The organism is Clostridium transplantifaecale (assembly GCF_900626075.1).
Lineage (GTDB): Bacteria > Bacillota > Clostridia > Lachnospirales > Lachnospiraceae > Otoolea > Otoolea transplantifaecalis.
This window is the reverse complement of record NZ_UYZY01000002.1, coordinates 1,277,058-1,292,164: the sequence shown is the minus strand read 5'-3', so window position 1 is coordinate 1,292,164 and position 15,107 is coordinate 1,277,058. Positions and strand designations below refer to the sequence as shown.

The 15,107-nt window shown below is 46.1% G+C and carries 12 protein-coding genes; 1 reads left to right on the top strand and 11 read right to left on the bottom strand.

Features of this window, described 5'->3' with window-relative positions; translation table 11 throughout:
- Window positions 1–206 precede the first annotated feature (206 nt).
- From EJL91_RS11410 to EJL91_RS11400, 3 genes are all read right to left on the bottom strand, one after another.
- Window positions 207–2,705, bottom strand: coding sequence for a DEAD/DEAH box helicase family protein (locus tag EJL91_RS11410; RefSeq protein ID WP_125142045.1), 2,499 nt, complete (start codon window positions 2,703–2,705; stop codon window positions 207–209).
- Window positions 2,675–3,262, bottom strand: a complete 588-nt coding sequence (locus tag EJL91_RS11405) for a class I SAM-dependent methyltransferase (RefSeq protein WP_125142044.1) — start codon at window positions 3,260–3,262, stop codon at window positions 2,675–2,677. The genes EJL91_RS11410 and EJL91_RS11405 overlap by 31 nt, the downstream gene beginning before the upstream one ends.
- A 328-nt stretch (window positions 3,263–3,590) precedes the next feature.
- On the bottom strand, window positions 3,591–4,571 hold the full coding sequence (locus tag EJL91_RS11400) for a serine hydrolase domain-containing protein (protein WP_125142043.1): 981 nt from the start codon (window positions 4,569–4,571) through the stop codon (window positions 3,591–3,593).
- A 289-nt stretch (window positions 4,572–4,860) separates the two neighbouring features.
- Here EJL91_RS11400 and EJL91_RS11395 point away from each other — a divergent pair, with 289 nt between their 5' ends.
- Window positions 4,861–6,198 (top strand): hypothetical protein, encoded by a 1,338-nt coding sequence (locus tag EJL91_RS11395; RefSeq protein WP_243125312.1) that lies wholly within the window; start codon window positions 4,861–4,863, stop codon window positions 6,196–6,198.
- A 77-nt stretch (window positions 6,199–6,275) separates the two neighbouring features.
- Here the strand turns inward: EJL91_RS11395 and leuA are convergent, their stop codons facing one another.
- The 8 genes from leuA to rplM form a co-directional block, all read right to left on the bottom strand.
- Window positions 6,276–7,943, bottom strand: coding sequence for a 2-isopropylmalate synthase (gene leuA / locus EJL91_RS11390; RefSeq protein ID WP_125142042.1), 1,668 nt, complete (start codon window positions 7,941–7,943; stop codon window positions 6,276–6,278).
- Window positions 7,944–8,157: 214 nt separating this feature from the next.
- Window positions 8,158–9,063 carry an LD-carboxypeptidase gene (locus EJL91_RS11385; RefSeq protein WP_125142041.1) on the bottom strand — a complete coding sequence of 302 codons (906 nt, stop codon included), beginning with the start codon at window positions 9,061–9,063 and terminating at the stop codon, window positions 8,158–8,160.
- A 113-nt stretch (window positions 9,064–9,176) separates the two neighbouring features.
- Window positions 9,177–10,517, bottom strand: a complete 1,341-nt coding sequence (locus tag EJL91_RS11380) for an MATE family efflux transporter (RefSeq protein WP_125142040.1) — start codon at window positions 10,515–10,517, stop codon at window positions 9,177–9,179.
- 1,020 nt (window positions 10,518–11,537) lie between these two features.
- Window positions 11,538–12,995 (bottom strand): PhoH family protein, encoded by a 1,458-nt coding sequence (locus tag EJL91_RS11375; RefSeq protein WP_125142039.1) that lies wholly within the window; start codon window positions 12,993–12,995, stop codon window positions 11,538–11,540.
- A 358-nt stretch (window positions 12,996–13,353) separates the two neighbouring features.
- Window positions 13,354–13,494: a hypothetical protein gene (locus EJL91_RS24575; protein WP_164516817.1), complete on the bottom strand. Its 141-nt coding sequence runs from the start codon at window positions 13,492–13,494 to the stop codon at window positions 13,354–13,356.
- A 13-nt stretch (window positions 13,495–13,507) separates the two neighbouring features.
- Complete coding sequence (locus tag EJL91_RS11370) at window positions 13,508–13,759, bottom strand: hypothetical protein (protein WP_125142038.1); 252 nt, start codon at window positions 13,757–13,759, stop codon at window positions 13,508–13,510.
- 25 nt (window positions 13,760–13,784) lie between these two features.
- Window positions 13,785–14,177, bottom strand: coding sequence for a 30S ribosomal protein S9 (gene rpsI / locus EJL91_RS11365; RefSeq protein WP_125142037.1), 393 nt, complete (start codon window positions 14,175–14,177; stop codon window positions 13,785–13,787).
- Between the two features lie 28 nt (window positions 14,178–14,205).
- Entirely contained in the window at window positions 14,206–14,640 is a 435-nt protein-coding gene (rplM, locus tag EJL91_RS11360) for a 50S ribosomal protein L13 (protein ID WP_125142036.1), read from the bottom strand.
- Between the last annotated feature and the right edge of the window lie 467 nt (window positions 14,641–15,107).

The window sequence follows — 15,107 nt, the reverse complement described above, 5'->3', positions numbered from 1 at the left end:
CTTTTGTCAGGGTATTTGAAGATACTACCAGATATATGTTTTATCATATCATATTTATTGGTTTGGTACAATGAATCAAGTTAACTGCGAATGAAATTAGAGAAGAAGGGCTAGCTATTAAATAGCTTTACCCCTCATCGAAAAATGTTATCATTTAGTTAGGGAGCTTTCGCTTTCATGTTTACCGGCTCCCTGCAAACTTTAGGCTACACTTCCTTTTCATACCTCTTCCTATAATAATCCGCAGCCCGATACTCAATAATATCTTTCATCTGCTCTGCAAATTCCTCCATCTTAACCGCTTCATGTATATCCTGACTCATTGCCAGAATCGCCCCTTCTTTCTTTACAAAAAATCCCTCCCCTGAATCCAGGAGATAACGGACCGGATTTTTCAGTGCCTCATAAGCACAGCGTTTTGCATCCCATGTACGGTAGTCACTCGTACTCTTATCTTTTTCCAGATCCCTCCAGTTATTTGCCGTGTAATAGAATTTCATATAACTCCGGTAAATATCGTCTTCATTGATTTCAGTTTTTACATCCCCATCATTATAAAATGCCATCAAAACAGGAATTTTATATGACTTGCTCATTTGTGTCGTTTCTATCATTTCCAGAAAAGCATTTCCTTTACTGTTATAAATACCTGATTCCCTCTTACCTAGTTCTCCAATACTCTCCAGGTACTTCAGATAATGCTTAAACGGACTGTTTTTCAAACTACTGCACAGTCTGTAAACATCATCCTCCATGCAGGCAAACAAATCCATTCTCGTCGGTATCCTGCCCTCCTGAAGCCACTTAATGCGGAAATACTCCTCCCGGACAAGTTCGTCTTTTTTAACCCCTTTCTTTGCCATTTCATGGAACAAATCGATCAGCCTCATATCAAAATCCACAATACAATCGTCCGGAAACTCAAAGTCCTGCTGCTGCATTTTTCCCGATTCCGCCCTGGAATACGGCTTCCCGCTCAATAAAAACGGCGCCGCTCCAGCCTTCTCATAATTGCCGATAAAATCCAGTACATTCAGGTATTCCTTTCCTTTGCACTTGCGAAGCCCTCTGCCCAGCTGCTGAAGAAATACCACCGGAGATTCCGTAGGCCTCAGGAACATGACCATGTCGACATCAGGTACGTCCAATCCCTCATTGAACATATCGACTGAGAAGATAATCTTAATTTCACCGCTGCGCAGTTTCCTGAGCGCCTCGGTCCGGTTCTCTGAATATTCACCATCCGCATTACTGTATACTGCCGCAGCCGGAATCCCCCTCAGACTAAACTCTCTGGCCATCTCCTCGGCATGTTTTCTGGAACAGCAAAATCCCAGTGCCCTGGATGAACGGTACTTCATATAATACCTGAAAATCAGATCGGGTCTGCCGTCTGCCAGCAGACCAGCCGTAAGAGCCTTTTCCACATAGGCGCCATGCTCTCTGCGGATCAATGAGTAATCGACTGTTTCATCATAAATACCATAATAGTGGAAGGGTACCAGAATTCCCTTATTAATTGCATCCATCAGGCTAATTTGGTAGGGTACGTTATAGTCACACAATTCATAAATACTCCTCCCATCCATCCTCTCTGGTGTTGCCGTCAGTCCAAGTAAAAAGCGCGGTTTAAAATACTCTATGATATTTCGGTACTGATCCGTCACCGCATGGTGGAATTCATCTATCACGATATAATCAAAGTATTCCGGTGAAAAATTTTGTTTATTGAGACTTGACTGCTTTCCCAGACTGTATACCGATGCAAAAATAACGGCTTTTCCAATTGTTTTCTCCTTTCCGGTGAAAAATCCGTAATCATCGGAACGTCTGACATTCCGAAAGCTTTCAGCTGCCTGCTGCAGAATCTCGTCCCTGTGTGCTACAAAAAGCACCTTTTCATACGGCATAGAATCGAATGCTGCCAAATACGTTTTTCCTATACCCGTAGCCGCAAAAATCAATGCCTTGTCCGCGCCTTCCCTTCGGGTGTTTTTCAGAGCATAGAGTGCCTCTATCTGCGCTCCCCTCGGCTGGAACAGCTCCTCCTCTTCACCGTCCTCGTCTTCTTCCTGAGCTTCACTGTCATATCTGTCAAGATCCCTTTGCACGGCAGGTTTCTTCCAGCTAAGGGAATATTCCTTTAATGTCTGGTCATCGATAATATTTGAATGATTGTAAAAAAGGTCTTCGAATGTGTGATAAAATTCATTAAAATTCTTCTCATCGCGTTTATCATTAAAATTATAATTCCATTCAATTCCCGACATGAGTGCACTTTTAGAGAGATTGGAAGAGCCTATATAAATTTCGCTGAATTCCTTACGGTGAAAAATATATGCCTTAGGGTGAAATGAACGCTTTCTTTCATTATAAAACCGAAGATCCACCTGGTCGCCAAGCCGGTCTTTTATCAGATAAAGAGCTCCCGGCTGAGTGATACCCAGATAGTTTCCAGTTAGTATTCTTATTCTGACTCCACGATCCAGCGCCTGCTTCAAGTCATCCAAAATCATTCTCACTCCGGATTCCATGAGAAAAGACACAATAATATCAATCTGCTCTGCCTTAGGCATGCTGTTTTTTAACTTGTACAGCAAAAATTTACTTTTATTCCTGCCCCCGGTGATGGCTTCATTCTGTTCAATATCAAAATGTATATTATCCTGAACTTTTATTTCTTCCGTAAAATCAGGTTTAACCATTTTTCCACCTCTCTTCCCGGGCGTACATCGGATGTTACCCATAGCTCTTCTATTTTAAATACATCCGTTTCATTCAGCAGTCCTGCTATTTTTTCCTCTGTCATATCCGTAAAGAACCGGCCGTTCCGAACGCCTTCTCCGATCCCGTATTTAAAAGATGTATAGGCAATTCCATGCGGTACCAGCGCTTTTCCCATCTTTACCAGCACATCCGCCAGCTCTGTATACGGCAAATGCAGAATAGAAGAACATGCCCATATTCCATCATATTTTTCTGCTACATCAAGTTCCTGGAACAGCATCCGCCTTACCTGTATTCCAGTGTATTCGGAAGCGATTTTAACCAATTCCTCCGAACCGTCTGAGGCCTCCGTCTCGTATCCCCGGGATAAGAAATATTTCGTATCCCTCCCGGATCCACATCCAAAGTCCAGTACCCGGCTCCCCGGCTCCAGATATGCAAGAAATTTATCCTGCATATTTTTAAAGTCTACCGATCTTGTATTATCTGAAAACTCCCTTGCATGCTCGTTATAATAGTTTAATGAATCCTGCATAAGACCTCCGTGCCTCCTTTTTTTCTCTGTTAATAATCATATCATTTTTCAAAATTCTAAGCAATTATAATGTGCAGCCACAGTTGGTCGTCCCCTAATCTTATAATATAAATCCATAATATAGATATTTTCACAGCTTTCAAAATTTTTTCTTGTTTACCATTACGACATAGTAAATGACAGTTCGGGTTATTTTCCCAAACTGCCATTTAGATAATCTGTCTATGTAATTCATAAATGAGGAATACTAAATGTTAAAGCACAAGAATTCATGCAATTTAGAACAATTATTTATTTCCTTCCTCTTCGTCCTCCCCCCCGCCTTCTCCTATACATCCTCAAACATCGGCTCAATTACCTCTGTAATAAATTCTACCCTGTCCTTCACCTCCGGTCCGAAGAGAGATGCAACCGCCACAACCATTTTATTCTTTTCATTGATGTAAAGCGCATTTCCCCCGTCTCCCAGTGCGGCGTAAATGTGTTCCTGATTATCAATAATCCACCACAAATATCCATATGAGAGTTCATTCCACCGGCTCTGCTCCCTGGTGCTCTCCTCAATCCAACTGGCCGGAATAATCTGTTTCCCGTCCTTTACCCCGCCGTCCAGGTACAAGCGGCCTATTTTCCCCAGATCCGCGACCGTCAGAGCAAGCCCCCAGCTTGCTGTATTAAGGCCCTGCGGATCGACAACCCACCCGCGGATATGAGTATCCCTCATGCCAAATGCAATATGCTCTTCTTTGGTTGCCAGCACCACATTTTCCTTAATCTCGATTCCCAGCGGCATAAACAAATGTTCCGATGCAAAATCCAGTATCGGCTGCCCCGTTGCTTTTGCCAGGATGCCGGATAGAATATGTGTACCCACAATCGGAGAATACATGAATTCTCCCGCCGGCTTCTCACCTCCCAATAAACCGAGGGCGAATTCCAGCCAGTTCTCACTTGAGAAAAATTCCTCATACGGCTCCATTGCCGTTTTATACGGTGCAGTCATAGTAAGCAGATGTTTAATTGTCACATCATATATTGTTTTCTCCCCCGGATTAACCTTGTAATCCGGAAAAAAATCCATTACCCTCTGGTCCGTGCTTTTGATATAGCCCTTATCAATGGCAATACCTACCAAAGCGGAAAATATACTTTTTGTCACTGAAAACACGTGGAACGCATTGTCCGCAGTGTAACCGTTAAAATATTTCTCATATAAATTTACTCCATTTTTTTGTACCATAATACCGGAGATGTTATGGTAATCGCTTTTAATAATATTTTCTAACTCTTTAATTTTTTCCTGATTCATCAAATCAATTTCCTCCTTTAAGTTATAAAGGATATCCTTAAAATAAGGATAATGCCATTAAAAATGATTTGCAAGCACAATTTTAAAAATTATCATACAATTTTAAAATCTGTTTCCTTCGGAATGCAGCATGATAACTTCAGGATTCTGCAATAAAAAAGTAAAACACCGCAGAATCCAATATGGTAAAATAATGTAAACGGATTTGTTCCTTTCAAATCCGGCTCGATAAAAACAATCCTGATAAATCTGCTATCAATCAAACATCCGGCTTCAGAAAGGAGTAATTATGATAAACATTCGTGATATTTCCCGGTATAAACCGCTCTCATTCCCGCCTCCATCCATGATTGCGGCCACCATTCTGCTGGCTGCCGGAATCATGATGACGGCCTGCGGCAGCGGTTCTTCTTCCAATCCCGCCCCCACCTCCATGGAGATCAGCGAAGTGACGCTTACAAGTGAAGAACAGGAACTCGTCTCTCTGCTGGACACACATTCCAACAGTTGGATCTATGAATACAAAACAGGCAGTGAGATGAAGGAGCTACTCTTTCATATCGAAGAATTCAAAGACGGAACTCTCACCAGCATAGCCGGTGCAGGCGGCCCGGCCCCGCAGGAGGGCAAATTTTCTGTCCTCCTGGATCCGGATGAAATCACCGTCTCCTGGGACGGAGGCAGGTACTCCTGTCTGGTAGATACTACCTCCGGCTACAAATCAAGTATCACAAGCCACCTTGGAACTCTTTCTTCTTTTCAGTATAACGAGCCGGTATCCATTGTCATGGTGGCAAGCACCCAGTCTGACTTCATTGCAAGCGCCGGAGTCACGGATTACTATAATCTGACCCAGCTGCAGGAACGCGGGTATGACCGCGTCCTGTTTATCACCGTATCTTTTTCCGATACGGATAGCAGGGGTACAGATTCCGCCGGAATAAAAGACGGGCGGACAAACAGCGCCGATCCAAAAGACGAATTCAGCAGTCATCTTCTCATGGCCGGCGGAAAGCTTTATTACGGAACTTCCGAGATTGGTCCCATGGGTGATGCAGGCAGCGTGGACGGCCATATCACCGCCTCCCTGAAACCGGATGAAACACCCGATACCGAAGGGCAGTCCAATTTTGGCTGTATTGGTAATCCATATACGCGGGATTTTGGCGACGGCATGATCATGGTCTTATCAGAGGATAAAGAATGGCACATATTCCGCGCAGAGGAGACCGACGGGGTTTCAGGTTCCTTCTGTGCTTTTATAAAACGGCTGGACGGAGACAGACTTTATGTGGATATAGCGGAATGGATAACGCCGGAAGATACGGAGAGAGTACAGGAACTGAAGCTGTCGGAACAGGATATGCCGGACGGATACTATATTTACAATCCAAGCCGGTCGCAGACTATTCTGACCCTGACCGATAAAACCCTATACCGTTTCATCGACTGGGGACGTGACTTTGTTTCTTCCGACGACCTGAAAGAACTCTTAATCGAGACTACAGACAAAGAAAAATTCGTCCATTATTTGGGCACATATGAAGATTCCACACCGGGAATGCCTTTTTTCATTGATGTGGAAAATGGAATTGTAAGCATGATAGAAGAAAAACCTATCGCATAAACATCATAACAGGCGGAACACTGCCATAACGCAGTATGCCGCCTGTCTTAGTGTCATCTCTTTTTTAATATCTTTTCTTAGTAAAACAACCTGTTCACCGCACTGAAGATACCGCGGATGGAAGCTCTCGTAATGTTGGAGCTGATGCCGACACCGTATGTCGTCTCCCCTGTCTCCACGTTCATCAGATGAATATAAGAGGCAGCCTGGGCGCCGGAACCGGAACGGAGTGCGTGCTCATCGTAATCCAGTACACGTATCTGGATTCCCAGGGCATCCTCAAGTCCTCTCTGGATTGCATCGATAGGACCGTTACCTACGCCGTCAATAATACGTTCTTCGCCGTGATCCGTATAGGTGAGATGGGCAACCGTAGCAAATCCGCCGCCCTCGTACTCTTTGTCCGTAATCTGGCATTTTCTGAAATGCATCGGCTCTTTGCGGTTCAGGTAATTCCTGCTGAACTCGTCCATAATCTGCTCCGGAGCCACCTCGCCCTGTTTCTCCGCAATACCCTGGATGATATCGGCAAATTCCTTGTGCATTCCCTTTGGAAGGCGGAAACCGTAAAAGCTGTCCATAACAAAAGCAACTCCGCCCTTGCCGGACTGGCTGTTGATACGCACGACAGGCTCGTATTCGCGGCCGATATCGCTCGGATCAATAGGAAGATAAGGAACTTCCCAGATTCCGTCCGTTCTTCTTCCAAGCGCCTGCATTCCCTTGTTGATGGCATCCTGGTGGGAACCGGAAAATGCTGTAAATACCAGCTTGCCCGCATAGGGATGTCTCGGATCGACCGGCATCTTTGTGCAGCGCTCACAGATTTCCGTGATTTCTTTAATGTTTTCAATCTCCAGCTTTGGATCAATTCCATGGGAGAACATATTGTATGCAATATTCAATATGTCCACATTGCCGGTTCTCTCACCATTTCCAAGAAGCGTTCCCTCGATTCGTTCCGCTCCGGCCAGCAGCGCCAGCTCTGCGGCCGCAATGCCGGTTCCCCTGTCGTTGTGCGGGTGGACGCTCAGAATAATACTGTCGCGGTTCTTGAAATGCTTATTCATCCATTCAATCTGATCTGCGTAAACATTCGGTGTTGTCATCTCAACCGTGGCAGGCAAATTGATAATCATCTTGTGCTCCGGTGTCGGTCCCCATTCCTCCTGCACCGCCGTGCAGATATCAAGGGCAAAATCCAGCTCCGTACCGGTAAAGCTCTCCGGTGAATACTCCAGAATCACCTCGCCGTCGAATGCCTGCATATATTTCTTGACCAGTCTTGTCCCTTCAATGGCAATCTCACGGATCTCGTCGCGGTCCTTATGGAATACCACTTCTCTTTGAAGCGTGGATGTCGAATTGTAAATATGTACAATCGCTTTTTTAATTCCACGGATCGATTCAAAGGTACGTCTGATCAGGTGCTCTCGGCACTGTGTCAGAACTTGGACCACCACATCGTCTGGAATCAGCCGTCTCTCAACAAGCTGCCTTAAAAAATCAAACTCTATCTGGGATGCCGCGGGAAATCCGATTTCAATCTCTTTAAATCCCATTCTGACAAGAAGGTTGAACAGTTCAATCTTCTCTTCCACTACCATCGGTTCAATCAATGCCTGGTTTCCGTCGCGCAGATCCACACTGCACCAAACGGGCGCCTTCTCAATCTCTTTATCAGGCCATTCCCTCTCAGGGAAATCAATTACCGGAACTCTTTTATATTTTTTGTAATTCAACATGCTATCTTCCTCCCGAATTCACAAAGGATTATTCTCAGCTTTTCTCGCTCAGTCCAATACTGTAATGCCGCCATTATACCATTTTGCCATCCGGATATCAAGCAAAAACCCTGTTCCTGCATACTCTTGTTGCAGTCCGCCTTCGTCCAGGCCGCAGATAAAGATGACCATAAACGGCAAGAAGCGGTAAAAACCGCTGATTGGCGCCGCCTATTTATGTCGGGCCGCATCCCCTCTGGATTCTCATATGTTCGCCTATCATAAGGCATCTTGAATCGTCCCCATGGCCGATCTCAGAAGTCTTGGCAACGGGCAGTTCCGGACGGACCACGTTCAGCAAGAGCTCTTCCGCCGTCGGCGTGAGCTTCTTACTTTCCATTGCGGTAAATGTTCCCAGCAGGATTCCCGACACCTGGTCAAAGACTCCCATCTGTTTCAACTGGCTGAAATAAGTCACCACCTGAGGAACCTGTCCGCCGTTGCACTCTAAAAACAGGATCTTGCCTTTAAAACCGGGCCAGAAAGCTGTTCCCGCAAGCTTTAAAAAGCATCTGATATTACCTCCGATTACAGTTCCCTCCATCCTGCTTCCTCTCAGAAAACGGCAGCTGAAGTGTTTCAGGGATTTGCCTCCCTCCATCATGGTTTCACAAAACTCGCAAACCTGTTTCTCACCGCAGCTTCCCACCAGGTTTCTCAACTGGTAAAGACCCGATTTTTTCCCCGTCCTGGTGTAAATGGCGTTAATGACGGTCGTCAGATCACTGTATCCGTAAAAAATCTTATCGGAAGCGCTGATCATTTTAAAATCCAATTCATCCAGAATCTCATTAGCCATGTCACCGCCCGATATGTCGAACACAGCCTTAATCGTCTCATCTCTGTAAAAATCCATCAGGGCATGAGCCCGCTCTTGTCCAGTACCGCTGAATACGGTCTCCCTTCTGTATAAAAAAGGGCTTTCCACCGCTTCCAGCCCGATGAGAGCCAATTTTTCTTTCAACAGCTTCAAAGATGTTCTGTCGCCCTCCGGCAGTCCGTTCGAGCAGCAGGCAAGCCCCACCCTGTCTCCATGGTGCAGCAGCCCTGTTTCTCCATATACATTTCCCCCCACTTCCATTTCCGTTATCCTCCGATTTTCCTTCTCCATTCTTATTGTTTTATCTGAAACGGTAACGAACCGGCGCCTTTACGGTTTCCCGAATCGTTACTCCTGAACCCACTCATTCATCATTAAACCACTTTGTGGCACATCCACTTTTTGCTGAAAAATCTCCATGTAAAGATGATGGCGCGTATTGTCCAGTCCGTAAACATTCCAATCCACACGGCCATCGGTCCGAATCCAAACTGCCTGCACAGGAAAATGCAGAGGCTCACCCTGAAGGCCCACATTGTGACGCAGGAGGTGGCCATAGAGAACTTCACATCACCTGCCGCCCGCAATCCATAAGCCGGGATAAACGCAAGGGTCCAGACAAAAGGCTTCACCAGAGTAATCCAGCCCACCATATAGAAACACATATCTGCGCTTTCCTTTTCCATCCCGCCCAGATATGTAATTGGTTTTGTAAGTGCAAACACGGCAAGACAGCTGATGATAATGACTATCTCCGCCAGACCGGTCAGCTTTTTGATATAATAGACGGCCTCCTCTTTCCTGCCGGCGCCCATGCATTGTCCCACCACGGTCATCAGGCCGATGCCGATGCCGATGGCCGCAATGCCATTTAAATTCTCCATGATATTTGTCATGGCCTGGGCTGCAATCGCAACGGTGCCAAGTGTCGATACCGTGGACTGGATCGCCAGCTTTCCAAACTGGAACATGGCGTTTTCAATGCCGTTTGGAACCCCCACCGCCAGAATCATTTTTATCTTTTTCAAATCGGGACGTATTTTAAAATAATCCCGAATTACCAGCATCTGATCTTTTTTCCTCAGGAAAATGAATACGGCAACGGCCGAGATAACGCGCGAACCCAGGGTTGCAATAGCCGCCCCGGCTACTCCGAGTCCAAATCCCCAAATCATGATAGCGTTTCCGCAGATGTTAAGCCCGTTGGAGACAATCGCGATAGTCATAGGAAGCTTTGTATTCCCCTGCGCCCTGTATACCGATGATCCGGCATCATAGAGGGCAATAAACGGGAAAGACAGTGTTGTAAAGAAGAAATAGATCTGTGCCGCACTCATGACGGCCGGTTCCACCTGCCCAAATATCAGTTTTAGCAGAGGAAAACGAAAAGCCACACAAAGAAGAGTGACCATGACGGAGATAATCGTAATGACAAATACTAGCTGTTTCGCTGATCGGTTGGCATTCTTATGATCTTCCTGGCCGATATACTGCGAGCAGATGATCGTTCCTCCTGCGGCAAGCGCATAAAACGCCTGGATCACCAGAATATTGATCGAGTCCACCAGTGAAACCGCCGATATGGCCGCCGATCCCACGTTGCTGACCATAATGCTGTCCACTGTTCCCATCAGTGAATTCAGTATCTGCTCCACTACCAGCGGTACCAGTAATTTCCGCAGATCCCTGTTGCTGAACATGTGCTTCTTTTCCATCTCAAACCTCTGTTTCCCTGCACACCTCTTCCTGTGCGCTTTTTCTATTCATATCCCCGTAAGCTTTTTTACTGCAATTGGAAGAATTATAACACCGGCCGGAAGAATTCTCAATAGAATGAGGGAAAATGTGTGATAAGTTTGTTGATGCTTTGGTATAAATGGGGATTTGATTGAGAAATGAGGACGACGCCGTCAGGCCGGGGACCGGGGTGGTTGGGGGGATCGATGAGTCTTTCGTCCCGGGTGTCAGGGTGTCGCGGGAGGGGAATCCGGGCAGAAAAAGTTCCTCCGGGAATCGCTTGCGCTCGTTGGAGTACATAACGGACACTAACCTCGAAAATACCTCGGTAAGTGCCGATGAACTCCCAGGTTCCCTCCGGAATCTTTTTCTCCCTTCTTCCCCCGCAGGAAGGTTATGGCCGGGACGAAAGACTCAGCCAAGACGGCTGCCCGGCCCCCGGCCTGCGGCGGCTGTTCTGTCCTATTCCTTCAATGGGGGAGGCGCTTGTCGCTACCACTACGTTTCTCAGGATGCCTGAAAACTACATCTTGTTCACTATGAGACTATGTAAACTTATAATCTTATAATCTTAGAGTGTTTATTCTGCTACTCTTTTTATGCAGCCCAGGATGTCGTCAGCATGTAAAATAGTAACAACTATATTGTGGCCGCGACAATATCACCATCGCACTTGACGAAAGAGACAATCAGCCCCTGAAGCCGGCGGACGGGGCAATAACCTTCGCTGAGTCTTCAGTCCCGTCGACAACCTGCCCGGGGAAGGAAGGAGAAAACTTTCCGAAGGGAGACCTTGGAATCCGCCGGTGCTTGATGAGGTCTTTTCGAATCTAGCATCCGCTGCGCATTCCACAAGCGGGAGCGAGTCCCCGTAGGAATTTTTTCTCCTGGATTCCCCCTCACCACACCCTACCAACCGGGACTGAAGACTCATATCCCCCTCCCACTCCCCCGTCCGCCGTCTTTCAGAGGCGTCCTCGCAGCTCAATTAAATCCCCTTATAACCGCTTTATCGCATCCATGGCCAGCAGGGAACGCTCGCATTCTTCCGCAGTCATGGTGAGCTGCCAGCAGAGCGGGCTGCCTTTCATGTATTCCGCCGCATAACTGAGCCCGTTTGTCTTTTCGTCCAGATAAGGGCGGTCGATCTGGTTGGGGTCTCCCAGCAGAATGATTTTTGTGTCTTTCCCAGCCCGCGTGATGATTCCTTTCACCTGGTTGGGCGTCATATTTTGTGCCTCGTCGATAATCAGATACGTTTTTACAATGGAGCGGCCCCTGATGTAATTGAGCGCCTCCGCCTGTATCATTCCCCGGTCGAAAAGTTCCTCTATCTTGTCGCTCAGCTCTTTTTCATTGGAGTAGCGCTGTTCCTCGTTGGAATCAATCAACTGCTCCAGGTTGTCGATAATTGGTCTCATAAGCGGTGAAATTTTCTCCTGTTCGGTACCGGGGAGAAAGCCGATGTCCGTGTCAAATTGGGCGTTCGGACGGCTTACCAGGATTCTCCGGTACTCTCCGTTCGGATTATTTACCAGCTTTTCCAGTCCCACGGCCAGGGAATAAAATGTCTTGCTCGTTCCTGCCATACCCTTGATAATTACAAGGGGTGCTTTAGAGGCCGGCTGCATCAGCGCCTCCTGGAGGAAATACTGCCCTGCATTCCTGGGACTGACGCCGTAGGGGCGGGTTTTCTTAAATTCCAGCTCCCGGATTACTCCGTTCTCCACCCGGCCGAGCTGTGTTTTTTTGGTAGACTGATCTGCCTTCAGGATGACAAACTCGTTTTCTTCCAGCTTCACACCGGAATGGATCCCCTCCGAATTCGCCGTGTAAACCGCATCTACGGGAATTCCGTTTTTTTTGAACTCCTGAAACAACTCCTCAGGGACATAGACCTCGGTCCTTCCCTGATACTGCCCATCTTTGTCGGAAACCTGCTCTGTGGTAAAGTCCTCTGCTCTGATACCGATGATCTGTGCCTTGATACGCAGAAGGATATCTTTTGTAACAAGAATCCCCTGTCCCTTATCCTCCGGCTGTCCTTTTCCCTCCGGCTGCCCCGCCTCTTCCGGTGATTTCGACTCTTCCCGCTCATCCTCCATCCAGCCGGAAATCTGCTCCGACAGGCCTTTACAGACCTTTAAAATCCTGTTATCCGCCTTCTCCTCGGGGAGATCTCTTGGAAGCTTCACGTCCACAAAGTTCTTTTCAACCCGCAGCGTGCCTCCTCCCGGCAGTCCGACCCCTTTGAGCAGATCGCCGGAAACTCTCAACTGCTCCAGCAGGCGTATGGCGGTTCTGGCATTGTTTCCTCTCTCTCCCTCGGCCTTTTTCAGGTTATCCAGCTCCTCCAATACCACGACCGGCAGTACCACCTGGTTATCTTCAAAACAATTCAGCGCATATGGCGCCTGAATCAGAACATTCGTATCTACCACATAGGTTTTAATCATTCACAGGCCTCCTTCTTTCAGGCAATTTTCTTACCTGCTCTATCATATGATAATCAGACATGCCTGAGAAGTAGTTTTTTCAGGCAGTTATAATAACAGCAGGGACTCCTCTCCCTGCTGTTATTATAACTGTCCAATGTAAGGCCTGTGTGCGCTGTGCTAGCAGGTTATGTAAAATCTTATCAAAATCAAACAAAAAAAGTACGCTTCGCTAACTTTTCATTGCCACTCAATAAAACCTTCCGCTGAATCCCGGAAGGTTCTTAGTCTTAATAATCCTGCTTATTCGATTAAACCCATTCTCTTATCTTCCGACCATAAATCATTTGGTCCCGCCAATGTCAGAATCATCGGTTTCTTATTTGACACGTTTTTTCTCTCCGTCTGCATATTCTACATAGACCCTTTTTGTTTTAAGATCGTATTTTGCTACTGGTTTTTTGAAAAATTCTGCTTTTGCAAGCGCTGCTTTGACCGCCTGTGTAGCCCTTGCATCCATCTAAAGATCCTTATCAGATATATTTTTTCTGGTCAGCGGATGATATGACTTTAACAGAATGTTTTTTTCCAATTCTTTCTTTTATTATGTCCATCGTATCAATCCTTTCTAATTTTCTATAATATGCTGCAACATCCTTCTGCCTATTATCAGATATGTTTCCCCAGAAAACACCTGTGCTCATATTTTTAGTATACCACAATAGTATAAAAAAACATCCCAAAACAAAATGTCCTGGGATGTTGTAGAGTGTTCTGAGCACCAAAAGATGTTCCGAACAATATGATTTCTTATCGTTTGCTGAACTGTGGAGCACGACGAGCTGCTTTGAGACCGTATTTCTTTCTCTCTTTCATTCTTGGGTCACGTGTTAAGTAGCCCTCTTTCTTGAGGATTGGTCTGTAATCAGCGTCAGCCTGAAGAAGAGCTCTGGAAAGGCCATGACGGATAGCTCCTGCCTGTCCTGTGAATCCACCTCCGCGTACAGTAACAATTACGTCGAATTTATCGACTGTCTCTGTTGCTGTGAGTGGCTGGCGTACAACTACCTTAAGTGTTTCAAGGCCGAAATACTCATTGATATCTCTCTTGTTGATTGTGATATTACCTGTACCTGGTACAATATATACTCTGGCGATAGATTTTTTTCTTCTGCCTGTTCCGTAAAATTTTGCGTTAGCCATTATTGTTTCCTCCTTCCAGCACCTTTAATTAAAATTTGATTTCTAAAACTTCTGGTTTCTGAGCTGTCTGCTCATGCTCTGGACCAGCATAAACATGAAGTTTTGTAAGCATACTCTTTCCTAAAGGTCCTTTTGGAAGCATTCCCTTAACTGCTAATTCCATTACCTTCTCAGGTTTTTTAGCCATCATCTCTTTTAATGTAGTCTCTCTCATACCGCCTACATAGTCAGAGTGATTGTAGTAGATCTTCTGATCTAACTTCTTGCCTGTTACTTTAATCTGATCTGCATTTACCACGATTACGTAATCACCGCAGTCTACGTGTGGTGTAAAGATCGGTTTGTTCTTACCTCTTAAAACCTTTGCTACTTCTGATGCCAGACGACCTAATGTATATCCTGTAGCGTCAACTACGTACCATTTTCTCTCGATTGTTGCTGGACTAGCCATAAAACTCTTCATTGGTTGACCTCCTGTTTTACTATCAGATATTTGAGATTAACTTTATCATAAAATGTCTGTTCCGGGGCATTGGTACAGGCATTTTCTCCTGATGTCACAGTTATACATTATATTACACTCTGCCGGACGTGTCAACCTCTTTTTCCTTTAAAATCAAGGTTTTTTCAACAATTTATGATTTAATTGGGGAATGAGAACGCCGCCGGGACGGTCGGGGTTCGGGATGGTGAGAGGAAGGTTGTGAGTCTTCAGTCCCGGGCGTTAGGCTGTCGCAGGTGAGGAATCCGGGCAGAAAAAGTTCCTGCGGGAAACGCTTGCGCTCTTCGGAGTACATAATGGTACTAACCTCGTAAAAAACCTCGGTAAGTGCCAATGAACTCCAGGTTCCCTCCGGAATCTTTTTCTCCCTTCTTCCCCACAGGCAGGTTATGGACCGGGACTGAAGACGCGAAGGTTTTCGCCATCCC